The 25,870-nt window shown below is 42.9% G+C and carries 28 protein-coding genes; 3 read left to right on the top strand and 25 right to left on the bottom strand.

The window, feature by feature from the left end; translation table 11 throughout:
• Window positions 1-91: 91 nt before the first annotated feature.
• On the bottom strand, window positions 92-1,255 hold the full coding sequence (locus KHA99_RS18795) for a glycerate kinase (RefSeq protein WP_213119034.1): 1,164 nt from the start codon (window positions 1,253-1,255) through the stop codon (window positions 92-94).
• A gap of 145 nt (window positions 1,256-1,400) precedes the next feature.
• On the opposite strand from KHA99_RS18795, the gene KHA99_RS18790 reads away from it, so the two are divergent.
• Window positions 1,401-2,495, top strand: a complete 1,095-nt coding sequence (locus KHA99_RS18790; RefSeq protein WP_213119033.1) for a CdaR family transcriptional regulator — start codon at window positions 1,401-1,403, stop codon at window positions 2,493-2,495.
• A gap of 86 nt (window positions 2,496-2,581) precedes the next feature.
• On the opposite strand, the gene KHA99_RS18785 is transcribed toward KHA99_RS18790, so the two are convergent.
• From KHA99_RS18785 to KHA99_RS18740, 10 genes are all read right to left on the bottom strand, one after another.
• Window positions 2,582-3,094 carry a DUF3231 family protein gene (locus KHA99_RS18785; RefSeq protein WP_213119032.1) on the bottom strand — a complete coding sequence of 171 codons (513 nt, stop codon included), beginning with the start codon at window positions 3,092-3,094 and terminating at the stop codon, window positions 2,582-2,584.
• Between the two features lie 875 nt (window positions 3,095-3,969).
• A complete protein-coding gene (locus KHA99_RS18780) occupies window positions 3,970-4,494 on the bottom strand; it encodes a GNAT family N-acetyltransferase (RefSeq protein WP_213119031.1) in 525 nt (174 codons plus the stop codon).
• A 213-nt stretch (window positions 4,495-4,707) separates the two neighbouring features.
• Entirely contained in the window at window positions 4,708-5,418 is a 711-nt protein-coding gene (locus KHA99_RS18775; protein WP_213119030.1) for a ZIP family metal transporter, read from the bottom strand.
• Between the two features lie 135 nt (window positions 5,419-5,553).
• Window positions 5,554-5,676, bottom strand: coding sequence for a YjcZ family sporulation protein (locus KHA99_RS18770; RefSeq protein ID WP_213119029.1), 123 nt, complete (start codon window positions 5,674-5,676; stop codon window positions 5,554-5,556).
• 138 nt (window positions 5,677-5,814) lie between these two features.
• Entirely contained in the window at window positions 5,815-7,050 is a 1,236-nt protein-coding gene (locus KHA99_RS18765; RefSeq protein WP_213119028.1) for an MFS transporter, read from the bottom strand.
• A gap of 64 nt (window positions 7,051-7,114) precedes the next feature.
• On the bottom strand, window positions 7,115-7,693 hold the full coding sequence (locus KHA99_RS18760) for a DUF2087 domain-containing protein (protein WP_213119027.1): 579 nt from the start codon (window positions 7,691-7,693) through the stop codon (window positions 7,115-7,117).
• Between the two features lie 443 nt (window positions 7,694-8,136).
• On the bottom strand, window positions 8,137-8,274 hold the full coding sequence (locus tag KHA99_RS18755) for a hypothetical protein (RefSeq protein ID WP_213119026.1): 138 nt from the start codon (window positions 8,272-8,274) through the stop codon (window positions 8,137-8,139).
• A 275-nt stretch (window positions 8,275-8,549) separates the two neighbouring features.
• On the bottom strand, window positions 8,550-8,954 hold the full coding sequence (locus KHA99_RS18750; protein ID WP_213119025.1) for a DUF3147 family protein: 405 nt from the start codon (window positions 8,952-8,954) through the stop codon (window positions 8,550-8,552).
• A 15-nt stretch (window positions 8,955-8,969) separates the two neighbouring features.
• Window positions 8,970-9,329 (bottom strand): DUF3147 family protein, encoded by a 360-nt coding sequence (locus tag KHA99_RS18745; RefSeq protein ID WP_213119024.1) that lies wholly within the window; start codon window positions 9,327-9,329, stop codon window positions 8,970-8,972.
• A gap of 221 nt (window positions 9,330-9,550) precedes the next feature.
• The gene (locus tag KHA99_RS18740; RefSeq protein WP_213119023.1) at window positions 9,551-9,856 is read right to left on the bottom strand and encodes a BC1872 family protein; all 306 of its coding nucleotides are present in this window, start codon (window positions 9,854-9,856) and stop codon (window positions 9,551-9,553) included.
• A gap of 254 nt (window positions 9,857-10,110) precedes the next feature.
• Between KHA99_RS18740 and speD the strand changes: the two genes are divergently transcribed.
• A complete protein-coding gene (gene speD, locus KHA99_RS18735; protein ID WP_213119022.1) occupies window positions 10,111-11,391 on the top strand; it encodes an adenosylmethionine decarboxylase in 1,281 nt (426 codons plus the stop codon).
• Between the two features lie 133 nt (window positions 11,392-11,524).
• Here the strand turns inward: speD and KHA99_RS18730 are convergent, their stop codons facing one another.
• The 3 genes from KHA99_RS18730 to KHA99_RS31245 all read right to left on the bottom strand — a co-directional run bounded on the left by KHA99_RS18730 (window position 11,525) and on the right by KHA99_RS31245 (window position 13,233).
• The gene (locus KHA99_RS18730) at window positions 11,525-12,619 is read right to left on the bottom strand and encodes a PrsW family glutamic-type intramembrane protease (protein WP_213119021.1); all 1,095 of its coding nucleotides are present in this window, start codon (window positions 12,617-12,619) and stop codon (window positions 11,525-11,527) included.
• A gap of 106 nt (window positions 12,620-12,725) precedes the next feature.
• Window positions 12,726-12,986 carry a CGCGG family putative rSAM-modified RiPP protein gene (locus KHA99_RS18725; RefSeq protein ID WP_213119020.1) on the bottom strand — a complete coding sequence of 87 codons (261 nt, stop codon included), beginning with the start codon at window positions 12,984-12,986 and terminating at the stop codon, window positions 12,726-12,728.
• Window positions 12,987-13,110: 124 nt separating this feature from the next.
• Window positions 13,111-13,233 carry a hypothetical protein gene (locus KHA99_RS31245; RefSeq protein WP_261363816.1) on the bottom strand — a complete coding sequence of 41 codons (123 nt, stop codon included), beginning with the start codon at window positions 13,231-13,233 and terminating at the stop codon, window positions 13,111-13,113.
• Window positions 13,234-13,476: 243 nt separating this feature from the next.
• Here KHA99_RS31245 and KHA99_RS18720 point away from each other — a divergent pair, with 243 nt between their 5' ends.
• Window positions 13,477-14,136: a DsbA family oxidoreductase gene (locus KHA99_RS18720; RefSeq protein ID WP_284037962.1), complete on the top strand. Its 660-nt coding sequence runs from the start codon at window positions 13,477-13,479 to the stop codon at window positions 14,134-14,136.
• 95 nt (window positions 14,137-14,231) lie between these two features.
• On the opposite strand, the gene KHA99_RS18715 is transcribed toward KHA99_RS18720, so the two are convergent.
• The 11 genes from KHA99_RS18715 to KHA99_RS18665 form a co-directional block, all read right to left on the bottom strand.
• Window positions 14,232-14,456, bottom strand: a complete 225-nt coding sequence (locus KHA99_RS18715; RefSeq protein WP_213119807.1) for a hypothetical protein — start codon at window positions 14,454-14,456, stop codon at window positions 14,232-14,234.
• Window positions 14,457-14,530: 74 nt separating this feature from the next.
• Complete coding sequence (locus KHA99_RS18710) at window positions 14,531-15,619, bottom strand: threonine aldolase family protein (RefSeq protein ID WP_213119018.1); 1,089 nt, start codon at window positions 15,617-15,619, stop codon at window positions 14,531-14,533.
• 51 nt (window positions 15,620-15,670) lie between these two features.
• A complete protein-coding gene (locus tag KHA99_RS18705) occupies window positions 15,671-16,681 on the bottom strand; it encodes an ABC transporter permease subunit (RefSeq protein WP_213119017.1) in 1,011 nt (336 codons plus the stop codon).
• Window positions 16,678-17,550, bottom strand: coding sequence for an ABC transporter permease subunit (locus tag KHA99_RS18700; RefSeq protein ID WP_213119016.1), 873 nt, complete (start codon window positions 17,548-17,550; stop codon window positions 16,678-16,680). Before KHA99_RS18700 ends, KHA99_RS18705 begins: the two co-directional genes overlap by 4 nt.
• Window positions 17,551-17,706: 156 nt before the next feature.
• Window positions 17,707-18,147, bottom strand: coding sequence for a MaoC/PaaZ C-terminal domain-containing protein (locus KHA99_RS18695; RefSeq protein WP_213119015.1), 441 nt, complete (start codon window positions 18,145-18,147; stop codon window positions 17,707-17,709).
• Window positions 18,148-18,152: 5 nt separating this feature from the next.
• A complete protein-coding gene (locus KHA99_RS18690) occupies window positions 18,153-19,679 on the bottom strand; it encodes an acyl-CoA synthetase (protein WP_213119014.1) in 1,527 nt (508 codons plus the stop codon).
• A gap of 23 nt (window positions 19,680-19,702) precedes the next feature.
• Window positions 19,703-21,241: an acyl-CoA carboxylase subunit beta gene (locus KHA99_RS18685; protein ID WP_372447617.1), complete on the bottom strand. Its 1,539-nt coding sequence runs from the start codon at window positions 21,239-21,241 to the stop codon at window positions 19,703-19,705.
• 54 nt (window positions 21,242-21,295) lie between these two features.
• The gene (locus KHA99_RS18680) at window positions 21,296-22,483 is read right to left on the bottom strand and encodes an acyl-CoA dehydrogenase family protein (RefSeq protein WP_213119012.1); all 1,188 of its coding nucleotides are present in this window, start codon (window positions 22,481-22,483) and stop codon (window positions 21,296-21,298) included.
• A gap of 242 nt (window positions 22,484-22,725) precedes the next feature.
• Complete coding sequence (locus KHA99_RS18675; RefSeq protein WP_213119011.1) at window positions 22,726-23,874, bottom strand: acyl-CoA dehydrogenase family protein; 1,149 nt, start codon at window positions 23,872-23,874, stop codon at window positions 22,726-22,728.
• A 12-nt stretch (window positions 23,875-23,886) separates the two neighbouring features.
• Complete coding sequence (locus tag KHA99_RS18670) at window positions 23,887-24,231, bottom strand: AtuA-related protein (RefSeq protein ID WP_213119010.1); 345 nt, start codon at window positions 24,229-24,231, stop codon at window positions 23,887-23,889.
• A 3-nt stretch (window positions 24,232-24,234) separates the two neighbouring features.
• Complete coding sequence (locus KHA99_RS18665; RefSeq protein ID WP_213119009.1) at window positions 24,235-25,599, bottom strand: acyclic terpene utilization AtuA family protein; 1,365 nt, start codon at window positions 25,597-25,599, stop codon at window positions 24,235-24,237.
• Window positions 25,600-25,870: the final 271 nt, after the last annotated feature.

The raw sequence follows: 25,870 nt of genomic DNA, 5'->3' as shown, positions 1-25,870 counted from the left end.
CAAGGATAATATTAATATTTTTCAAAGACAAACTTTAAAGCGAATCTTCCACAAGAAATCGGGCTGCATAAACATCAACGGATTTAACTTTTTATCCATTCTTAACTTGGTTTTCAATCTGCCTCTTTTGATAAAAAAACGATCGAACAATTTGCTCAGCGGCAAATTCCGCTAATTCTTCAGCATGTTCCATTGCTTCTACTAAATCCATTGGCCTATTAATTATACTGTGAACACTAACAACACCATATTGATAAAGCGGATCAATTCCCTTGCCGACAGAACCTGCGAGAATGACGGTAGGAATATTTTTCGAATGTGCCACCTGTGCGACACCCATTGGAGTTTTGCCGGATGCGGTTTGAAAGTCTACCTTTCCCTCACCAGTAATGACAAGGTCTGCACCTTCGACCAGTTGATTCAGCCGGGTATACTCAATGACCACGTCAATACCTCGTCTCATCTTGGATGGGAAAAAGGCTTGAAAAGCACCGCCGATTCCTCCCGCCGCTCCTGATCCGGGAAGATTATGAATTTGGATACCTGTTGTCTTTTCAATGACATCTGCAAAATTAGATAAACATGCATCAAGAAAATCTACATCATTAGGTGATGCGCCTTTTTGTGGTCCGAAGACACTAGATGCACCATCGGGGCCAATAAAAGGATTTTGGACATCTGATGCGATAAGAAACTTGCAATCTGCAACTCTTGCATCAAATGATGACATTTCGATTATCTCAACTTTTCTAAGTTCTCCACCGCCAAAGCCAATCTCTTTGCCATCTGCATCCAGAAGCTTTAACCCAAGGGCTTGCAGCATTCCAGCTCCGCCGTCATTGGTGGCAGAACCACCTACTGCGAGAATGAAGGATTTGTAGCCATCATTAAGTGCCCGTTTAATCAATTCCCCAGTTCCGTAGGTTGTTGCTTTTAACGGATTCAACTGAGATGGGGGCACAAGAGCTAGTCCCGACGCTTTAGCCATTTCGATTACACATGTCTCTCCATCACCCAATACACCGTACTCTGCTGCAACCTTGTCGCCTAAAGGTCCTGTAACATTCACCGGGACAGTATATCCGTTCGTTGCAGATACTAGCGTTTCTAATGTTCCTTCCCCGCCGTCTCCAACGGGCAATAGGACCGTTTCTGCGTCAGGGTACGCCCGGAGAATCCCTTTTTCAATTGAGCTTGCTGCCTCTACTGAGCTCATGCTGCCTTTGAATGAGTCAGGGGCGATTACTATTTTCATGGCAACCTCCTTAGAAAACGTTTTCATTAAGTTTATGGAATTATTATACTTTTTCTACTTCTTTAATTCATCGTGTATAATAAACAAAAATAGTTAAAAAATTATATGTTTTTTTGTAAGGTATAACTAATTTATTGGAGGAATTATGCTAACAAAGGAAATCGCTTCCACCATCGTAAAAGAAACCTCTCTTCGCCTTGATCGCAATATAAACATAATGGATGAACATGGGATCATCATTGCTTCCAGGAATTCTTCGAGAATAGGGGATATTCATGAAGGAGCTCTAGCAGTTTTAAAGACCGGTAAAACAGTTACTATTTCAGAGGAGCAGGCAAAAGAATTAAAAGGATCTCAGCCGGGAATTAATCTACCTATCGTGTTTAAAGACATCATCGTTGGAGTCATAGGCATCACCGGAAATCCTATCGAAACACAGGATTTCGGGGGATTAGTCAAAATGACGACGGAGCTCATGATCATGCAAAATTATATTTCCACGCAGCTGGAATGGCAGCAGCGAACCAAGGATATGATTTTAGAAGAATTGCTAAAATCGGTACCGTCTATAACTAATATTGAACGGGGACTAAGTTTGTTGGAAAAACGGCTTCACCCCCCGTTTATTTCATGCGTAATCCAAATGAACGAGCGTTCCATCTCTAACAATACTCTTATTAAACAACTGGAACTAACGATAAGTGGACAAAATGCAATTATTGGCTTCATTAACATAAATAGAATTTTTATTGCCTTTTCGGAATGCACCCTGACTGAAACATCAAAAGTGTTTGATAGGATTGCTCATGAACTGAGACGCCTTAAGGTCTCCCACCGCCTATCGTTCAGTACTCCTTTTTCCGACATAAAGAATTTTCAAGAATCTTATTTGGACTGTGACCTTGCGCTCGATATCACCGATAAGACGCTGGAAATTGTCCCCTTCTCCAAGGTCGAATCAAAAGCCCTTATCTATAAGATCAAGTGGGAAGATGCAGAAAAATTCTCTAAACGAATAATGAATAGTACATTGAAAAGCTACTTGGAGACATTGGAAGCGTTTTTCGATCACAATCTAAACATCCAAAACACAGCTGATGCCCTTTTTATCCATCGAAATACATTAATTTATCGGTTAAATAAAATTAAAGAAGAAACAGGGTACGATCCGAAAGATTTTAGGGATGCTCTGACTTTGCAGCTAGCCATCTGGGCCACTAATAAAATTGAACTGGGATGACCGGGGCCTCCAGGCTATAGTTCATAAATATAGGCAATGTTGAAACAATAAAAGGATGGAGACAATTTGTCTTCATCCTAATATCCTTAACAGTCACCATGTTTATTTGGATGTAATGGCGGCGGGATCAGCCAGCCTTTTTCTTTGTTTAACCTAAGAACTTTGCCGCCAAGCGCTGCCTTTTGGTTATGGATTTGCACATACATCATGGCGATATCTTCCCTAATGGATTTACCGATAACTTGGCTGCAAGTCACTAATCCTGCAGCTATATCGGCCGAAAGTACGGCAGCAATAGCGGGATCAGGAACGCGCGCTCCAACCGGAATATCCTCTAAACAAGCTTCCGGCGGCTCTGGTGAAGCTGGAGGTAAACCAATTCCGTTTTCCTTTAAAAGTTCCTCCACTTGTTTCTTTTCCTGCTGGCAAAGTTCAATGGCTTCCTTTAATAATTTTTTTAAATCGTCGTCACCTGCATGGTTTATCATCGTTTGATAACCCGCAATCATGCCATTACCAGCTAAAACAGATGCCCATAGATCAAACACTTCGCCATAATGCATCGGCTCTTCCTTAGGATTTCCACTCAAAATACCCATTGCAATCCTCCTCAAATTATAAGAAAAATAATTCATTCCCGTGCCACCTTTCCTAAAGCACATTCAATAGCATTTCCCATAATCCGAAAAAAATGAAGGTTCTTTTTCCTCATTTTCTGGGAATGTGAGGCAAGAGAACCGTCCGAGATCACTGAAAAACACTCCTATGTTTTGGGTTCTTAAAGATAAAACGGCCTCGGTTGAAGGTAAAAGTAAAAATGGCTTACTATTTTCCCGTGAGCGCAAGAAAAGCAGCGCTCCGGTAAAAATAAAACGGTCTATTCTTCCCGTGAGTACAAGAAAAATACGGCAATGGTAAAAATAAGCCGTCTATTCTTCCCGTGAGTGCAAGAAACGCAGCGCTCCGGTAAAAATAAAACGGTCTATTCTTCCCGTGAGTACAAGAAAAATACGGCAATGGTAAAAATAAGCCGTCTATTCTTCCCGTGAGTGCAAGAAACGCAGCGCTCCGGTAAAAATAAACCGGTCTATTCTTCTCGTGAGTACTAGAAAAGTACCGCAATGGTAAAAATAAGCCGTCTATTCTTCCCGTGAGTGCAAGAAACGCAGCGCTCCGGTAAAAATAAAACGGTCTATTCTTCTCGTGAGTACAAGAAAAGTACCGCAATGGTAAAAATAAGCCGTCTATTCTTCCCGTGAGTCCAAGAAAAATGTCGCACTGGTAAAAATAAGCTAGCTATTCTTCCCTCGAGTGAAAGAAAAGCATCGCACTGGTAAAAATAAGCTAGCTATTCTTCCCGTGACCACAATAAAAGTGTCCCTCCGGTAAAAATAAGCCATTTATTTTACGAATTACAAGTTCTACCATAACAAAGGTCCGTCTAACATTTTAGACGAACCCATCTCTATATAGTTTAAATCATTTTATAATAAATTATCGTCGCATCAAAATCCCCATTTTCAGACAATGCATATTTAGGAATCCGACCTGCTTGAATATACCCAAAAGAAGTATAAAGACTATTAGAAGGATCTCCTTCCCTCGTATCAAGAACGATTAATGTTCTCCCCATTTGTTTAGCCGTTTCGTGAGCCTTCTCCATTAATAACCGAGCAATTCCATTCCGGCGATAATGTGGGTGCGTCATGAGCTTGGCGATTTCAGCCCGATGTCTGCCGTTCTGCTTTGAACATAGATGTAATTGAACACTCCCGGCGATGATATTATTTATCTTGGCAACAAATAAGACCACCTCTGGATTTAAGACGGATTCCCAATACCCCTTTGCCACGTTTTCCTCTAATGGCGGTAAAAATCCAATCGAAGCACCATCCCCAACAACCTGAATAAGAAGTGCTGAGAGTTCGTTCATATGTTCCTCAATAGCGATGCATCTCTCTATTTTTATGTTCTTTCTAACTTCTAAACCATTTTCCATGAAAAATCCCCCATCCCTATTTATAAAATATGGATCAAATGTATCAAATATAAAGGCTGTTAAATAGGCATTTGTCAGAAAATCTTACATATTTTTTCTATTTCGATTTTATTTACTACAGAACTTTCGAGAAGAATAAATCTTTTATAAAAAGCCCAAAAAACAAAACGGCTTGAAATTTCCAAGCCGTTTCAATTTGGGATCATATAGGTTCTAGACAACACTATGTAATATGAAAAAGAGCAAGATCCCACCTATAAAAAACAAAGGTGTACTTTTAAATGTCCCTTGATTTATTAAAGGCAATAACATAGCCCCGCTTAGATACAGAAAAATCCCAGCTGTTACTGATAAGCCCATAGCTACAATTGTTTCTTGAAAGTCCTTCATTTCCGATAACAAAACAGCAATTCCTGCTCCGAGCCAGGTAAAAAGCCCCTGAATGACAAGATAGATGGCAGTTTTTTTGCGGCCATTTAAAAAGGCGAGCATAACCGAAGTATAGGAAAGCCCTTCAGGTATTTTATGAATTACCAGTGCAATCGTAACAAAAACACCTAATTCAAAAGATGAGGCATAGCTAATTCCAATCGATAATCCTTCAAAAAAATTATGGAGCAGCATTCCAATTGTTAATCCCGTTGCCCCAGATTTACCACTGTTTTCTACCCCATTTTTTCCATTAAAAGTTCCTGGCAGAAAAATAAAATACATAATCAGGAAACCAAGCAAAACGAACAAACTGCTATCATGATAGTCTTCTATGGCATGAGGAATTAAATGTAAAAGAGCAATCGATAATAACAGGCCAGCGCTAAGAGCAACCAATGACAATAAGGTTCTTTCCGGCCAATTTTTTCGAATTAAAACGAGAAATCCGCCAAGAATATAGGCAAGAGATGAGATTAAAACAACAAGAAACAAAGTGGTAGTCAGCTAAACCCTCTCCTTTATTATTTATTCTCCATTATGTATTCACCATTTAAAAAAATGATTCCAACTTTAGGGACCATTAAAAAATGAGGTGCCCTCAAAGAACACCTCATTTTTTACTTGTAATTAATAAAAGCTAGCCCCAACGATAATTAAAAGAATAAACAATACAACAATTAATACAAATGGGCTAAAGCCGCCATAGCCGAAACCATAGCCATAACCACCGCAACCGCACCAGCCGCACATAATAAAGTCACCTCTCTAATTGGTTTAATTATTCTTATGCAGCCGTGACAGTAAACGTAAATGCGAATATAATAACCTTTTAAAAATGGATGTCTGTCCTGCTTGGTTTACGTTTCTATTACGATTTCAAGGGGGGCATCATTTTTTCAAAATTTCCGGACTGGGCATGCTGTCCCTTTCTCGAACCCGTTTAACAGACAGGAAGACCATCAGGAAAATGGCAATTAACATATATGCGCTGCCGCCAATTAACCCCAAGGTTCGTGGGGTCAGGTATTCTAAAGCGACCCCTGATAAAAGCATCGAAATACCCAATAATGGATTGCCAATGGATGCCAATAACCCAAACATTGTTCCCTGGTGTTCCTCAGGAATTTCCTTCATCAGAACCGTATCAAAACAGGCATTCCCAATCCCGGACATAAACGCGGCCCCGCAAAACACGAGAAACGCTGCGGCTATATAATGGGTTTGGCTCAATACTACCAGGAAAGCCCCCTCAAGCATGAGACTGGCCAACCCAATCCCAAAGATATTTTTTCGCAGTCGGTTGGCGACAGAAAAACTTAATGTTAAACCAATCCCTAACGCTCCATAAAACAGCCCAACACCTACATCCCCTAAATGGTACTCTTTAATGGCATACACGGTAATCAGGACATTATCAATTCCGTTCATAGACGCAATGACTACTTCACAGAAAAGAAGAATTTGAACCGGTACAGACAGTAAAATTACCTTTTTAAAGGTGGGAATCGGCTTTTCCTTATGCTGCTGCTTTTCATCCTGAAGGCTTTTCTTTTTAGGAAATGTGATCGAAGAAATGATAATCGCTGCACCTAAAAAGGAGGCGGCATTAATCATAAATGTTAAACCCGCTCCAAATAAGTAGGAAACAATCCCCCCTGAAAAGGCGCCTACAATCAGCACAATCCCAACCAATACTTGTTCCAGACTATTTATTTTCATCAGATGCTCTTTGTTGACAAGCTGAGGTATCGCTGATTTTCTCGCTGGTGCATAAATAGCCTCGCCAACCGCTAACATAAAGGTACTGACATAAACAATCCAAAGGTCTTCTTTTCCATGAACCAGTAGAAACGATAAGGCAAACACGATGCGGATGAGGTCCGTTGCCACTAAAATGGTTTTTCTTGAAAAACGGTCTGCCAGCCTGCCTCCGATTGGGGCGAAGATAACAAAAGGCAATAGCCGAATCGCCAGCGTCATGCCGACTGCAAAGCCTGACCCTGTTAACTCGATCGCAAGCGCTAATACAGCAACGGAACTGAAGCGATCACCGATTCCATTTACGACACCGGCTAGAAACAAATTCCGGTACTGTTTTTCCTGTTTAATAAAGGAAAGAGCCATCTCCCAGGAACTCCTTTCATTATCATCTAATTTAACAATTATCTAATTAGTTGTGTAAAAAAATTTATTTCAACCACCAAACCTCAACTGGATTTAACTCATATTGATTATTTTCACGGTACATAAACTGACACATAATGAGTTCGCGACGTAATGTAGCGTAATCCTCATGATACTGTTTTAAATATTCATTGATTTCTTTTTCCTGATAAACTTTACCCAGTTCCAGCCCTTTGACCATATGCTCAAGCACAACTAGCTTTTTCTTTCGCTGCGCAGGGTAGGTTTTCAGTTTCCCTTCTTTGGTGAAGAAGTTTTTAATGATCGCTCCCCTATCCTCCGCTGTCACCGACATTTCCATCTCTGCTCCGCCTCCCGTTCCAACATTCAAAATAGCCTTAGCACTCATCTCTAATATTTTTGTATTGAGAGAAAAATAGATGGTGTTTTTATCACGCCGTTCCTTGATCAACCCCACCTCTCTAAGTTTTGCCATATGGTGAGTTATCGTTGGCGGTTTAAGCCCCAGCTTACCGGCAATCGCCTGCCCGTGCAACGGCCCCTGTTGAAGCAAGGCAATGATTCGGATCCTAGTAAGGTCACCAAGTGCTTTATGAAATTCCACGATTTTGTTTAATTGCATGTTTGCGTACACCTACTTTAATGATTATCTAATTAGATATTATTTGAATTTGATTTCATTTGCAATAGGCGAGTGAATTTTTTTTTTGAATAAAGCAAATAAAAAAACCCACCAATTGAGTGGGTTTTATAAACATTACAATTAATGTCTGCATTTCGGACAAGGCTGCAAGTGTTCCTTCACAGTTCCGCATGAAGCGCATTGATCGGTGCCCTGTTGACTCTTTTTCACTTTCCATTGATCGTATGTTAAATGTCCTGCACTGTCGTCGTTCAAATACTTGATATAGTCATTACCATAGATATACATCAAAGGTCTCACCTCCATTGCTCATTGCAATGTATGCGCTTACATATATAAAAAACACTAAATAGCATAAATAAAAAAACTATCTTTCTATGTATTTTTACAAAAAAGATAGTTTTTCTGGATAGTCTTTTTTATTATTTTTTAACAGGCGTACACACAGCAAATAAATTTTCAGACGGGTCAGTCACATTGATTTCAACAATCTTAAATCCGCCATTTCCTAGATCTTTGCCCACGTTCTTGATTGGTGTTAATACTTGGTTGTTATTCATCGTCCATACTTCCTTCCTACGTAATTTCTCACACAGAAGCTAATATATGACGATTGTTAAAAAATGTGCATATTTTTTTGTAAAATTTGTCTATTCCGAACAGGAGTTTTCACTTGAAATTATGCGGCTGCCTGTATTGAATTAACAACAGAGGAATTATCTAGACTTGACGAGGTTTTCCCGGCTCCCGCAAGAAAAGTTCCCCTTGATATTATTTAAAGATGAAAAATGCCAGGCTGCTTGCCTTTTTCGGATGGTGCCTGGCATTTTTTCTATTATTTATGATGTCTGAACCGAGCTTCTGCCAAAACCATTTTTCTACTAAATAGTTTTATATTTAATTTCTCCCTTAATGTTGACACCATCACTGAGCTGATCAGCCAAAAAAGCAGACCGAGCAGCATACTTAGCGGCCAATTATGAGTCAGTTTTAAGAACAGCCAGACGGTCGCTGCACAAATAACGCCTCCAATCATGCCGTAGACGGAACCGCCTGCAATTTTTGCTGCGTTCTTTGTTCCGGAAGTAACCCCTGCCATTAAGACGGCCGTAATCATCACAGCCGGAAACGCAGCGAAAATCCCCCCTAAGATTTCCCATGGCGAAACCACTATAATTAAATAGCTGGCCATAACAGCTGCCCCGCCAAGTAAAAACCGCAAAAGTAAATCTTTTGTCATTGTTAACACCCTTTCCTAATTGACAGTGATGGCAACCACTACGATTGAAACTGCCAGCCAGCAACCTAACGCCTCGATGAGTCCTTTTTTCCATCCGTGTTTCTTTAATAGAAGGACAGCCACAATGGCCACGAGTATATTAATTCCCATCCCAACCATGGCTCCTTTTGAGAGAATAATAGATTGGGAAACAAGAGCTTCACCTTTCAAATCCAGTCCCGCTGTAAGTAATGCCGCTAAAAATACGGCTGGAAAAGCAGCGAATATTCCGCCTGCCTTTTCGCCCAATTTCCTCGCTACAATCGTTGAAGCGACAACCGCCAAGCCCCCTAAAATAAATCTTATAAGTAAAGCACTAACGGAAAGTCCACCCATCCTTATCACCTGTCCATATCACATATATTTGTGAATGATTTCACATAATTACTCGATATGTTTATTTTACTCCTATTTATCCGCAGCTCATGTGAACATTTCATTAACATTTATGAAGCGTTATCAAGTTCTAAATAGGTACCAAAAGCAAAACGAACGAATGCTTGAAAAATTCGATCGTTCAAAAGTTGGGTTTAAGTTTCAAAATAATATTACATTTGTTATAGCCATTCATCCGGAACCGAACTATTATCAGCGATTGCAAAGGCTGCCTCTGTTATGGCCGCCGCTAACGTATTGCCCGTTTCGCATACATCATTAAAACATGCCTGGCGTGCACCGGCTGTTTTATATGTAAACCCTAACTCTTTCAATCTTTCAACAATTAGCATCGCGTGCTCCAGGTTTTGATCGGGTTGAAACTCGTCTACAGGTATGAAAATTCCCTTTTCAAAATCATACCAGCGATCCCATCTGTTTAACTTCCAGCCTAGTATTCTGCGCGCAATTATTTCAGTCTTGTTCATAGCCACATTACTCCCTATCCTCAATAGATTTTCCTATTTTACCATTTTCAGATTCAGAAGCCTGTATCAATTTTCACACATACACTAAATTGATTTTGACAATTTATTTATTGTCCTCAAGGTCTTAATTTACTGAAACGAATTTACGTATTTATCACTTCCCGAAATACACTCACATACCTTAAATATGAAAAATTTTTTAAATCAATAATATGAACTCATAAATGAATCAGAACGAAGAAAGGGATGGAAGTATGGAGATGAAAGGTCAGCACCTCATCGTGGATGCTTACGATTGTCGGGCGGAGCTCTTAAATAACGCTGATGAATTAAAAACCTTGATGCTTGATACCCTCCGTGAGCTGGAATTGGAAATTCTGCTGGCCTGCTTCCATTCCTTTTCACCACAAGGAGTAACGGGAATCATCGCGATTTCTACCTCCCATTTTTCCATTCATACTTGGCCCGAATACGGGTATGCAGCCTTTGATTTATATACCTGCTCCCCTCAGGATACCTGGCCAGTCCTAAGAAAATTCCTTGGAAAAATCGGTGCCGGGCGGGCCACAGCTATTGAAATTAAAAGAGGGATGGAAAGGCAGATTTCTCCTATATATTCAAAAGAGCCACATCCGAGGTTCACAGACAGCAGGCGCCCGGGTAATGCATGGGACATGAAAATTCTTAAGGAAATCAAGAATGGCGGGCACCATATCCTCTACCAGGGTTCTAGTGAGCTCAATGACATTTTGCTTGTCGAGGCAAAGGACCTGAGATTGTATCTGAATGAAGAATTCCAGTTTTCTTCGCTGGATGAAAGACATTACCACGAAGCCTTGGTCCTGCCAGCAATGGAACTCGCAAAATCAAGGAAACGGGTGCTGATTTTAGGAGGCGGGGATGGCCTTGCCGTTCGGGAGGTCATTAAATATCATGATGTCAGCCATATCGACCTTGTTGAAATTGATCCGATGATTATTAAGCTTGCCGCAAATGAACCGGCATTTGTTGATGTTAATGAGGGTTCGTTGAAAGATAACAGGCTGAAGATTCACACATTGGATGCGAAACTTTACTTAATGGGTGAAATGAACGGTTATGATGTCATCATCATTGATTTTCCAGATCCAGTTGACACTGAAACCAGCTTATTATATACGAAAGAACTATTTGATCAAGTCGGGCGGCACTTAAACACCAATGGAATCATCGTCTGCCAGTCATCCTCCCCAGCGGACACACCCCGGGTCTATTGGAGTATCGCTAAAACACTGCAGGCTGCAGGCTTCAAAACGGAGGCTTTTTATTCAGTGGTGCCATCGTTCGGAATGTGGGGATTCCACATCGCGCAACGGGGCAATTTTGTGAAAAAATGGCCGCAAATCTCCGTTCACCATGAAGCTATAGAGGCAAACGTGGAACCTTTGTTTCACCTGCCGCCAAAGTTCCACCCGCCCAAAACCGGCTTGATTATTAACAGCAAAAATAACCTTAAGCTGCATGAACTTTATCAGCAAGAAATGGGTAATATTTGATGCTGGGAATAAAAAAAATGCGATTGAGATCATCTTCAATCGCATTTTTTATTTTTGGCTGCAATCGAACTATCATTCTTTGAACGTAATAGGTAATTGCCGATTGGCACTCGTCAATATGCCCCAATCACCTTTATGGCTGTGTCGGCTGAGTAGGTTCATACGCAATCCGCCATTTTTTATTGGCGATTTCTTTAAGGCCCCTGCGAATCATTAAGAAAACGACAACCCATGAAGAAACCATAAGAAAGATATGTCCGAATGGGGACATGCCTTTAATCGGTGTATCCCATAATGCGTGCATCGCTACGACTAGAAGGAAAACAAATAAAAAGTACGGCTTAATCAATAGTGAAAAATTGAATTTTTGATCTCCTTGCGCTTTGCAGAAGGCGCCACCTGTCAATGCCGCCCAGGCCACATGCCCGCCGGGAGCTAAAACACTGCGCCATAGGATCGTCGTATAAAGGTGTTCGAAACTCCCTCCTGTTAACAGGCTTCTTAACGCATAGCCTGCTGTTTCAAACGCGGCAAAGCCTGCTCCCACTGCTGCCCCCACCAAAAGCCCATTTAGCATATACCTGTATTTGTGGTTTCGAACAAACCAGATAACAGTCATCACTTTGGCCACTTCCTCCACAATACCAATTGTGATGGGGTTGATGTTGTTTTTTACAAGATTAAAAAACACTAGTGCCACCAGCATCGAAAGGATGCCGCCAATCAAGACCACATAAATGACCCTATAAAAAGCTATATTTTGCGGTGCATTCATTTCCCAGAAGAACATAAGCGTCGTTATGGGAACTGCAAAAGCACCAATAATGATGAGACCCGGTAAAAAGTTAAAATTATGGAAAACGGTGACACCTATGTGCATTCCTAAGAATGCAAGCAGTGCAATCAAAAATACTCTTGCAAAAAGCCAAGGCTTCGGCCATGTTTCCTTTACTTCTTCTATCTTCGGTGTTGTAATTGCTGTACCGACGATGAAAAGACGGTCCGCCTCCAGTGTACTATGCTTGCGGAACACCCTTGAAAAAATGTTCTGAAATCTGGGTTCGACTGAACGTAGCTGCTTCGGCATAGCATCCACGTAAGAGGCAAACTCATAAAATAAACTGTCTGGATCGGGGTCCGTATTCCCACCCAGTTTAAAGTTTTTTCCGCAGTTGAGGCAATACCTTACCCCCTCCGGATTAGAATAAACGCAGTCCGGGCAATTCAATTGGCATCCTCCTCTTGGTAAATGACTGAAATTGGATGTTTAACATGTTTTTACTATGCCCGTTAACTGCATACAAAATTATTTTTTTATAATGAAGATTATTTATCTAACCTCTTTTCCAAACCCGAAACACGTAACCTCCGCAGCCGCACTGGTCGATAAACATTACATCAATTTCTGCACCGAACTTGGAAAACAACTCCTTTGTTAAATACTCATCAGGATTCCCAAAGACGGCAGGTGTGACGACATTAACATAGTACCCCTTTGCTGTCTGTTGAACAGCATCGATAGCATCCACAATAACCAATTCCTTATCATGTTCATAATCCTCATGCTCAAGTGATATTGACCAATTCTTTTCCATTTCATTCACCTCTTCCGTCTTTTTTAAAATGAACTAAACTGGTAAGAGATGATATTCATCACTCATCATGTTCAACTAAAAAAGGGCGGCTTAATTGCAGCGCCCTTTTTAATCATTTTTTACTTTATTTTTTTGTTTTTTCTAAAGCTTGTAACGCTACCTTTTCAAGCCCAGTTTGAGCAAATTCTACATCCGTTTTCGGCATTGCAGGATTATACTGTTTTTGCTTGTTCTTCTTTTTAGACATTTCTTCATCATCCTTTTCGATTCATTTTTCTTACTAAAAAAAATGCCTGTCCGGCACTTCCTTTATATTTTGTGTTCTTTCTTGAAGGCTATGCTATTTAGGTAATGATGCAGTACTTGCCAACAAGCGGCATTTTTGCATCCCAATTTGGGAACTGCTATAGTTTTATTACAATATGTTAATTTGGAGGTATATCGCATGTTAATTGAAATGTGGACTGACTTCGCTTGACCATTTTGCTATATTGGCAAAAAGCGTCTGGAAGACGCTATTCAGAAGGTAAATTTCCCTGTCGAGGTCGTTTATCGCTGCTTTGAACTCGATCCAACGATGAAACGGGATGTAGGCTATAATATTTACGAAGCTTTATCGAAAAAATATGGCATGAGCGTGGAACAAGCCAAAGCCAATAGCAGTAACTTGGAACGAATGGCAGCTGAGGTTGGATTGGAGTTTAATTTCGACACACAAATCCTAACGAACACCTTTGATGCCCACCGGTTGGTGATGTTCGCCAACAAACAGGGCCTCATGCATGAAATGACCGACCGCATACTGCGTGCTTATTTTACAGAGGGAAAACATATCGGAGACCATGCTACACTCGTACAGCTGGCGGAGGAAGTTGGCTTAAACGGAGAATCTGTAAAACAGCTGCTATCCAGCACAGACATGAGTGGTGAAGTTCGAGGAGACGAGGGGCTTGCTGCACAATATGGTATCCGCAGCGTACCGTTTTTCATATTTAACAAAAAATACTCGCTTACCGGGGCTCAGCCGACCGAAACATTTATCCAGGCTTTGAAACAAATTAAAGCTGAGGAATCATCTATTACAGATTTGGGTGACCAGGACAGCGGTCCAAGCTGTGACGAGAACGGGTGCGAAATTCCAAAAAAATAGCTACTCTTGAGAAATTAAGGTCCGAAGCCATTTTGGTTTCGGACCTTAGTTCTTTCCAACATTCAAAAAATGCAATGGATGATTCCATCATTTATTTAATCATTAAAATCCGAAGCGTCATTGTAATCATAACGGAACCCATCTTTTTGTGCGGACCTGTTTTCTGTTAAATTGCTGATGGCGTTACTTGCGGCATCTACTGTTTTCATAGCTGCATTCTCGGTTGCTTCTAAAGCATTATGCACTGATTCAAAACCTTCTCCTGCCGCATTTTTGATATTTTGCGCAATATTAGCATCATTTTGTCTTTGATTCGCCATTCCCATCACCTCCTAAATCACATTTAGGATTTGTTAGAAAGGTTTTATTATTCAGCTTCTTACTCTTGATAACACTACAAAAATTTAGTTCTCATCTTCTCATCCAATAATTTAAACGCGTCCATTAATTTTTCGCGAGGAAGTATCTCGTACAAATCCCCGACACTGACTTCAAAATAACTGTTCGTCTCCGTCACTTCTCTTATATGGCCTGATAACCCAATCCCAGATTCCACACAGATTTCAGTTAAAACCTGCTCCATTTCCTCTTTCGGAGCATCAAAATGGACATGAAACATGTTCGAGACAGGCACTTCCGGTTTTGTGGTAACACCGTAACATTGATTATAAAATCCAGCGAGCTCTTTTGCATGCTCATAATACTGCTTCATTTTCCCAATCCGTTTTTCAAAATAATAATCGGCACTCAAATAATATGGATAAAGACTGATTAAATCCCCGCCATGGCGTCTTTTCCATATCTTTGACTTCTCAATAAAGTCACTGTCACCAGCCAGAACCGCACCGGCAATACCGCCAATTCCCTTGTAAAAAGAAATATACACACTGTCGAACAAGCTGCAAATTTCGGCAGCCGTTTTTTCATAATAAGGAAGAATTTCAAACAGTCGTGCCCCATCCAAATGAAGCATGATCCCTTTTTCTTTGCAATACGCAGAAATCGCCTCAAGTGTTTGATAGTCAGGCAGCTGCCCGCCAATTTCCCTCTGTGGCAATTCCAAAAGTACACAAGCGGCATCTTCCTTCATGCCTGCGACATCTTCGAATTCGATGACTCTAGTTTTATCGGCTAACAAAACCGATTCAATCTGATGCAGCTCCCTTAATCCATCTTCCTCATGCACCTCTAAATGGCACAACGGATGGTAGGCGACCTTCTTCAAGCCTTTTTCATCACACCAAATTCTCATCGCGATTTGCTGGGCCATTGTCCCGCTTGGAAAAAATACGGCCGCTTCCTTGCCCAATACAAACGCCATTTTTTCCTGGAAGTCCTCGATCAATTTCCCCTTCCCATACATTTCACTTTCAAGCTGCCCGTCCAGGTTTTCGAATGCCTCCTTTAAAACTTGGATTTTTCTAGGACCGTGTCCGTTTACTTGAAATGTAGTTTGTTTAAATGCATCCAGCAATTTATTCATTTTTCCTGCTCCCTTTTATGAACTACTGACCCAACTTCATTATACATTTATCTACGAACCCAAACTCTTTTTTTCATTTACAAAAATAAACTGATCCGGACCAGGGTTCCCAACAGTACGAGTCGACGTTTGAACTAATTTCGGCATCCGTGTTAATTGCGGTAATCCGGCCATTTTTTCTTCAAGTTCCTTTTTTATCATATTCACAACTTGGATGACCAAGAAGAATAACACGATTGTTGTGGATATCGTCCATGGGGCCCTGATAAAATCATATAAATTCTGACCGATTAGACCTGCCCATTCATTAGATAAGGAAGCAGACTTCGGCGGTTCATCAAAGCCCACGATGCCACCCTCTGTCGGCCCTCCAAGGAAAAATCCGAATATTCCCAAATGCATGGTGATCTGGAGGGTTGTTAATAGTTGTTGAACCGTAAATAAAATGCCGTAAGAGCGAAAAAAGGGCAGTAAATGCCTTTTAATAATATGAAACTTGCTCGCTCCCATCAGCAAGGAGGTGGTGATGAATGACTTGTTCAGTAATTCCTCAGTTAATTCCTCCGTAAAAACGATCACCGACGGAATGCCAATCAATACCACCATCAGAATTTGATAGACAACGACTGTGGAAATCTGCCTTTCTTCATGGAACATGACGGGCAACATCAATATGATCCCTAGAAAAGTAGACGGAACAAAACGAAATACCGTAAAAAAGTCATTGACGTATTTTTTTAGCCACGGTGCCCAAAGCGATATAAATACGCCCACCAAGCCGCCGATGATCACTCTAAGGAATGCCACAACAATCGCTGTGATTAAGGTGAATTTTGCCCCATACAGCAATAGCAGCAGCATATCCTGTCCATTGCGGTCTGTTCCGAAAATATGCTCGGAAGACGGCGGAAACGGAGCGCTGCCGATGACCTTTCCCGCTTCGTTGATAATCATGACTTTTTTATCATAATCAGCCGGTCCATACAGCGGGTATAGTAAGCTAGCGATGAGAAGGAGAAGTAGAATCGCCGAGCCAATAGCAGTTTTTCGATTGCTCCTCATATGCTTGCACTCTCCTTTCGATTCACTGTTTTGATAGCGATTAAACTGAGAAATTCCATCACTAACAGTGGCAAGATAAATAACAACAGACAAATGACCAGACCAAGGAACCCCCCGCCCCTTAACGTAACCAATTGAAGGACTTTGGTAAAGCCTGGCAGATTAAACATAAATTCGATTAAAAATATATTGGATAGAATGATCCAGATACTCGTTCTAAGCTGCATGATAAATAACGGAAAAATGTTGCGAAGCATATGTATGATAAGAATTCTTAATGGACTAAGCCCTTTCGCCCTGCTGTATTGAATATAGTCCTTAACCACTTCTTCCTCGAGCACCTTAATAAGAAATTGGCTCAGCAGCATCGCGGGTAAAAAGGAAACCGTTACTACTGGGACAACATAAGGCTTTGCCCCGAACACTCCGTAAAGTTGCAAAAACTTTAGGCCTGTCTCTCGATAAAGCACAATCACGAAGAATTGAATTAAAAAGATGACCATTAAATCAGGAACACCTTCAAAAAAGTTGATTCCCTGCTTTAGTACTCTACTGATTTTCTTAGGCATTAGTTGGACAAGCATGGCCGCAAGCATTCCAGTGCCCATAACAGTCAACAGAGAATAACAGAAAATGGTCATCGTATAGCGATAGCTTTCAGTGAAATTTTGTTCATCGAACAGGGAAATGTAACTGGTGTCATCAATTCTTGTTAATTCTTGCAGGTTTCCCTTTACACTGTTCCAAAACGGTTCCAGGTTGAACGTTAATGTTTCACCAATGCCGAGTAATGCCGGCAAATTGAAGACAAATATAAATCCAGCCACCATCAAAAGCAGCCTAAATGGTAACTCTAACCACCTTTTCACTACATCACCTCTTTTTTTCTACGAAAATAAAACTCCAACATAATTAGACGTAAATAGAAGCAGTTTTGTTTACAAAATTTTGAAACTTTTTTTAAAAAACACAAAAAAACTGGGAATTTCTATTCCCAGCACGTTGTTCTGAATCTTTTTGTATTTTTAAGAAGGCTGTCTTTTATTAATCAAGGCTTTCGAAATTCCGACGATGCATGGTTCGCCGGTTTGTTTGACTACCGATTGTTTGCATGTGACGACTCCGGTGCCATTGCCTTTATCCTGAAGGTCGATGACTTCTAGTTCGACATGGATGGTATCGTGAATGAAAACAGGCTGGATAAAGCGCAGTTTATCAATTCCGTAATTTGCCACCACGATTTTTGGATCCATCTTTGTTAAACCTACCGCAAACGATAGAACCAGCATTCCATGGGCAATTCTTTGCTTAAAAATTGTGCTTTTCGCGTATTCAATATCCGTATGGAGCGGATAATAGTCTCCTGTCAGTGCAGAAAACATCACAAGGTCTGTTTCCGTAATCGTCCTCCCTCGTGACTCCCACTTTTCACCTATCTCAAATTGATCAAAGTATTTATCGTACATCTATCTCACCCTTTCGAATTGTTTTGCCTTAGGACGGTTTTTAAAATTTTTCCGGTCGCATTGCGTGGCAGTGCCTCGACAATTTCCAGCTGCTTCGGCATTTTATAGCGGGCGATTTTTCCTGCAAGGAATTGTTCTAAGTCCTCTACAGTTAATGTTTGGCTGCTATCCTTTAGAGCAACGACCGCTTTAACCGATTCACCCCATTTTTCATCCGGATAGCCGATAATCGCGGCCTCCCGGATATTCGGATGCCGGTACAGAACCTGCTCAATTTCAATCGGATACACATTTTCCCCGCCGGTAATAATCATGTCCTTCTTGCGGTCGACAATATAAATGAATCCATCCTCGTCAAATTGGGCTAAGTCACCTGTGTAAAACCAGCCGTTTCGGATTGCCTCTTTCGTTTCCTCCGGCTTGTTCCAATAGCCAACCATCACATTCGGCCCGTTCACAATCAGTTCCCCTACCTCACCAACCCTGACATCCCGATCCATCGGGTCGACAATCCGGACCGTCGTGTGCATCGGTTCTTTCCCGACCGAGCCATTCTTGCGGATGGTATTTTCTTTATCAAGGATACTGACAAACGGAGCCGTTTCAGTCAGTCCAAAGCCTTCGTAAAATGGTATTCCCCGTTTTTGGAAAAATTCAATTACCGTAATCGGACAAGGTGCCCCTCCGGAAACAGCAAATTGGAGTGACGAGATATCGTAGGCATCAAAATTTGGCACACTCATTAACGCCTGCCACATCGCTGGGACAAGGAATAGAGTTGTTACCTGTTCATCGTTTATTTTTTGCAAAATTCTTACAGGGTCAAAACCATCAACCAAAATATTAGCCCCGCCCTTATAGATTAGCGGAAGCGTAAACACGCTCATCCCGCCAATATGAAACAGCGGCGCCGCTGCGAGTGTCGCATCCGTGTAATCAACAGGGGTGTTGTGAATGAAGTTAATCGCATTCCATTGGGTATTGCCGTGGCTTAACATCGCCCCCTTCGGCCTGCCGGTTGTACCGGATGTGTACATCATTAAATGGATATCATCGAGTCCAATTTCAAAGCCAGGCTCTTCCGGGGAAGCATTCTCCAGCAAATTTTCATATAGCAGGTCTTCTTCATGTGGCTGGTTGCCGACGTGGATGTATTCGAGCAAACAGGATTCCTTTGTCCGCAGCTGATCCACGAGCGGCCGCATCCGGCAGTCATAAATAAAATGATAGCCCCTTGAGTCATTGACAATATATAGAACCTCTTCAACACTCAAGCGGAAGTTGATAGGCACAAAGATGGCGCCTATTTTAGCACAGGCAAATACACCTTCGAGCATTTCGTTTGTGTTCAAGAGAAGTGCATCAACCCGGTCACCCTTTCTGACCCCCAAGGCAAGGAGGGCATTAGCCAGGCGATTGACCCGTTCGTTAAATTCCAGATACGTAAACCTTTTTTCATTATAGACAAGCGCCAGTCTGTCCGGCCGAACCTTACAATGTTTCACAAGCCAGTTTCCGATCCCCTGAACCATACCCAACACCCCTAATCTTTTTCCTAACTTAAAATGGTTGAATGCTTTTTTGCCGGAAGCGGGAAATCCTTGTTTTCGAATGTTTCATAGCGGCGGATCAGTTCCTGGCGCAATTCGCTTGGAACAACCAAATCGTCGACGACAAGCTCACCTGATAGCTTGATAATGTCATAACTTGCCCGGTACTCCGCGCGCAGTTTTTGCACCAAGGCGGCCCTTTCTTCAGGATCGGCCACGGCTTTAATTTTGTTATAGTAAACGGCGTTGACCGCTGCCTCAGGTCCCATGATGGCAATTTCCGCTGAAGGAAGGGCAATCGTCGTATCAGGTTCATAGGCAGGACCTGCCATCGCATAAATCCCCGCCCCATAAGCCTTCCGAACAATCACACACATTTTCGGAACATTGGCCGTTGAGCTGGCGAAAATAAAGTTCCGGCCTTTGCGAAGAATCCCCTCTTGCTCCACCTTTGTGCCGACCATGAACCCAGGCGTATCACATAAATACAGCAGCGGAATGTTGTAGGCATCACAAGTCCAGACAAATTTAGCACCTTTATCCGACGACTCTGGAAAAATTGCTCCGCCCTTATACATCGGCTGATTAGCAACAATGCCGACCGTTTTACCGTTCAAGCGGGCAAAGCCGGTAACCAGCTCCTTCGCATAATTGGCTTTGACTTCAAGGAAGCTGTCGCCGTCAACAATTGATTCGATTAATTTCCGGACATCGTAAGCACGGTTTGGCTCAGCAGGAATAATATTATCGATTTCGGCTGGATTTCGTGTTGGTTCCTTGGCCGGAAATTCCGGCAGCTTCCCGTCAAAATGATCAGGCAGGTAGCTTAATAGTTTTTTTACAAGCTCGGCCGCTTCCTCTTCGGATTTGGCGATAAAGTCGGCCGAACCGCTTTTGGTCGTATGCATCGTGGCGCCGCCCAATTCCTCGATATCAACCTGCTGCCCCGTCGCCATTTGGACCATTCTTGGTGAAGCAATCGCCATCCCAGAAATTTTGTCGACCATGATGACAAAGTCGGAAAAAACGGGCATATAGGCGGTCCCTGCAAAACATGGACCGTAAAGTACAGCAATCTGCGGCACTCGTCCGGACAGCATGCTGTGGTTATACCAAATCTTCCCTCCGGAGTATTTCTCCACATGGTAGCCGCCGGCTTCGTCAATCCGGCCGCCGGACGAATCAATCATATAGACAATCGGCCGTCTGCCGCGAATCGCCGCCTCCTGAATCCGCAGAATTTTTTCGCCATGGAATTTGCCGATGGAGCCAGCCTTAACGGTGTAGTCGCTGGCCATAAAAAATACAAGTCGGTCATTGATTTTTCCGGTGCCTGTTACTACCCCGTCAGCAGGCAGTTTTTCCTTTGTGGCGTTGGCAAACAGACCGGTTTCATAGTAAGGCTGTTCATCGTCAAAATAGAGCCTAAGCCGATCTCGGACAAACAGTTTTCCTATCTTCTTTATCTTGTCGTGGTCAGGTCCGCCCTGATAAATGCGTTCACGTTCCGCTAGGATTTTTCGTTCACGTTCCAAGGTCAACACTCCCTTGCTAGTTTTTTAGATTTCAAGCTTCCGTCAGGTTTCATTTGAAAGTTTTTAAGTCTTAGTAGCCTTATCCGCCGGGGTGTCCACGGGTGTCAGGATTCCCAGATGTTTGGTAAGTATTTCATTCATGATTTGTGTCGTGCCGCCGCCAATCGTTTGAATCCTGGCATCACGCCACAAACGCTGAATCGGGTATTCCATCATATAGCCATTGCCGCCATGAATTTGCACCGCTTGGTCGCAAACACGATTCACCATTTCACTGGCAACAGCCTTTGCCATTGTCGCTTCCGTGACACAGTTTTTCCCTTGACTGTACAAGTAAAGAGCCCGGTAGGTAAGATTCCTTGCTTTTTCAATATCGACAGCCATGTCCACCATCTTGTGACGCAGCACCTGAAACTCAGAGAGCGGCTTATTGAATTGGATCCTTTCCTTACTGTATTGGACCGTTAGCTCGAGCGCCTTCTCAGCGGCGCCAATGCAGCCTAACGCTAGAATCAGCCGCTCATACTGAAAATTTTTCATAATATAAACGAAGCCTTCATTCTCCTCGCCAATGAGGTTTTCCTTCGGCACGATGACATTATCGAAAAATAATTCCCCGGTATCTGAAGAGCGCCAGCCTAATTTCTTTAGCCTTTTTCCAACCGAAAAACCGTCTGAATTAGTTTCAACGATAAATAAACTAATATTTCGATGCTGCGGCCCTTCCTTTGTCTTCGCGGCAACAATTACATAATCGGCATTTACGCCATTCGTAATGAAGGTTTTCGAACCATTCAGGACGTAATAGTCGCCATCTTTTTTAGCAGTCGTTTTAATAGAAGCCACATCGGACCCGCCACCCGGCTCGGTTACCGCCAGTGCTGAGATAGCCTCCCCTTTAATTCCTGGTATGAGGTATTTCTGCTTTTGCTCGTGGTTCCCGTAGCGCCAGATGTTCGTCATCGCAATAGTTGTATGGGAGCCGATGGCCGCACCTACACCTCCTGCTCCACATCTAGCTAGCTCTTCGGTAAAAACAGCTTCCATGACAACATCAAGACCGCTGCCGCCATACTCCTCTGGAAACTTAATCCCAAGAAAGCCCAGCTCCCCCATTCGACTATACAGGCTTCTCGGCGTTTGGCCGTCTTTTTCCCATTGCTCAATATTTGGGGTTATTTCTTTTTCCACAAAGGAGCGAACCGTTTTCCGAAACATGTCGTGTTCGTCCGTAAAAATCCAGTGACCCATCATACCCCTCCTTTTCACTCTATAAATAGGTAGCTTTTTGTAGATTATCAGTTTGTAATTTGAACTCTAAAAGGTATTCGCCGAATTTAAAGAGGTATTCGCCGAAATCACGAATTTATTCGCCAATTTTAGAAACTTATTCGCCGAATTTAAAGTATTATTCGCCAAACCAATGTTCAACAAGGTTTTCCCTCTTAAAATTGGTAATTTTTCTATTAATTTGCCCACTTATCTTACCTTTTCTATAACCCCATCTGCTTTGCAATAATCTCCTTCATAATTTCATCCGTGCCGCCGCCAATTCTCGGCAGCCTGCTGTCCCTCCAGGCACGTTCGATCGGATATTCCGCCATATAGCCATTCCCGCCAAAGATTTGCAGCGCGCGATCAGCGACCCAATGCGACATTTGCGCGGCTGCTAATTTCGTCATTGAGATTTCTTTAGAAGGCACCTCGCCTTTTGAGAACCGGTAGGCGGTCGCGTAGGTCAATTCCTTACAGGTCTCAATTTGCGTTTTCATTTCTGCAAGCAGGTGGGCTATGACCTGGAAATTGCTGATTGGCTGGTTAAACGCTATTCTCGTTTTGGCGTAGTTCAACGCCAAGTCATAAGCATGTTCTGCACCACCGATAGCGCCAGCCGCACCAACCATGCGCTCGCCCTGAAGCTGCCACATGATTTGATAAAAGCCCTTGCCCTCTTCCCCCAGCAGGTTTTCATGGGGAACGCAGACATTATCGAAAATCAGTTCTGCTGTATCAGAGGAACGCATTCCGACCTTGTCGAGCTTTTTCCCGACAGAGAAACCAGGGCGATTCGTCTCCACCAAGAACAACGTTATTCCCTTCGGACCCGGATCATCGCATGTTCTCGTAACCAGTGTGATGAAATCCGCCCGCGTCCCATTGGTAATGAAGGTTTTCGCCCCATTAATGACCCATTCGTCACCTTCTCTTCTTGCCCGCGTTTGAATCCCCATGACATCGGAGCCGTTGTTCGGTTCGGTAATCCCGATTGCAGCAATCTTTTCCCCTCTCAGCGCCGGTTTGAGGAAACGTTCATGCTGGTCCTTAGTTCCAAACTTATAAATCGGGGGCGTGGCCATATCGGTTTGGACAGCTATTGCCATCGGAACACCGCCGCAGCCACATTTATTCATTTCCTCCGCGAGGACAATTCCGGAAAAATAATCACCGCCTTGGCCGCCGACCTCCTCCGCATAATGCAGTCCTAACAGCCCCAGCTCCCCCATTCTCGTAAAGACGGAGCGGGGAAATTCCCCCTTTTCTTCCCATTCATCCACAAACGGTGCAATCTCTTTTTCTACGAATTTACGAATCATTTTTCGAAGCTCGTCATGTTCTTCCGTAAAATATGGTTCATATGGCATCACTTGTTCACCTCATTTTCTTAGTTCTGCTAATAATGAATCATCCACTTCTAATTCGAGCCGCATCATATTTGCACCAAAGCACTTGCCGAGATTATCCAGCCTTAATGAGGCTGAACCGCCGCCCTCTAATGCCTCCTTGCAAACAAAGTTAAGCGCAAGAATATTTGGCAGTTCATAGCGGGCCACTTCTCCCTCCACAAGTCCTATAAAATGCTCCTTCACCCGTGCGGCGGATAATTTTTCTATAAAAATTTGATAGATGGCAGGGTTCGGGGCGAACACACCGATATTCACCATGTTGCCTTTATCCCCGGAACGAGTTTGCGCAATGTCTTTCAGCTTAACGATGGCCATAGTTTACACCTCCTGCACTTCAACTTTCACATGATTTTCAACTTCATCCCTTGGAATCAGCGTCGACCACATCCCGAGTAACGCCCGTGGAGAAGAGTTGCCCGTGAAACCGCTCATCGATGGCGGGCCATTCAAAGCCAGCGGAGGGAAGAGTCGGCTAAACCTAGCCGCTTCCTGCTTCGTCTTTGCTTTGACCGCCATCCGTAAATACACCTCATTTAATTCCTGCTCAGGTTCAAAAGCGAGAGGACCACTTAATGAGTTGTATCCAAGGTAATCAGTGCGAACTTCCTCATAGTTCCACCGGTACCTCTCTAGCTGCGTCCGAATGATTTCATCTACCTTTTTTGCTTTTTGCAAGGCATCTGGCCACGCAAACCCGACAACTACTTGCGCGGCAAAGCCGTTCTCATAACCCATGACAACTTTTAATGTATCTGTCTGCGGTTTACCTCTAACCCCGGTCACCTTCACCTGATTCAGCCCGCTATTTTCCAAATGAACGCTGGTTAGATCGACAATGACGTCAGGGGTAATATAGGACGACGGATCATGAATTTCGTAGAGCATCTGTTCTTTTACCGTATCAACCGTGACCAGGCCTCCCTGTTCTTCAACCTTACTAATGGTAAAATCACCATTTTCCGACACCTCGGCAATCGGGTAGCCCATTCGGTCAAAGCCTTCGATATCCTGCCAATTGCCGCTGAAATTCCCGCCGGTTGATTGCGCAGAACACTCGAGCAAATGCCCCATAAAAATACCGCTTGCAAGTCTATCCCACTCGTCTTCTTTCCAGCCATATTCATAGATTAACGGAGCCAAAAACTGGGCCGTATCCGTGGTCCGGCCGGTGACTACGATATCTGCACCGGCCCGTAACGCTTCCACAATCGGCTTGGCACCGATATAGGCGTTGGCAAACTCCAGTCTGTCTTTAACCGCCTCGATACCTTCACCAGTTTCAAGATGATTAAGGGAATATCCTTTTTCTAAAAACTCAGGTATTCGGTCCAGTACATTGTCCCCGGTCACGACCGCTACTTTTAAACCGCTCATTCCCATTTCCCTTGCTACCTTTAGGATTTCCTGTTGAGCCCCAAGCGGGTTAATGCCTCCTCCATTCGTTAACAGCTTAATACCCTTTTCCTTTACAAATGGCAGCAGCGCCTTCATTTGCATCGGCAAATCCTTGGTGAAGCCTGCCTGTTCATTTTTTCGTTTATCCTTAACCAGGATGGCCATCGTCAGCTCGGCCAGGGCGTCGAAACAAAGATATTGCACATTCCCTTTTGCAGCGGTTGCGACAGCCGCTTCGATGCTGTCACCATAAAAGCCTTGGGCAGCCCCAATTCGTACCTTTTTCATGACAAATTCCTCCTTTCAGTAGTCGGTAATCAGCTTTTTTTGATGTAAATTACATTGCATCAGCAAATTTCGGGGTTCTATCGGCGGATTTTATCGTGCTATCGGCGAATTTCACCTATCAATCAGCGAATCTCAGCAATTTATCGGCGAATTCTACCATTCTATCGGCGAATCCCTTCGTTCTCTTCCCGAATCTCACCATTTGATGCGATTCCCATCGTTCTATTGGCGAATTTCTCCGTTCTATTGGCGAATTTCTCCGTTCTATTGG

Source organism: Neobacillus rhizophilus (assembly GCF_018343535.1).
GTDB lineage: Bacteria > Bacillota > Bacilli > Bacillales > Cytobacillaceae > Neobacillus > Neobacillus rhizophilus.
The sequence above is the reverse complement of the archived record's forward strand: the minus strand, read 5'-3'. Positions and strand labels throughout refer to the sequence as shown.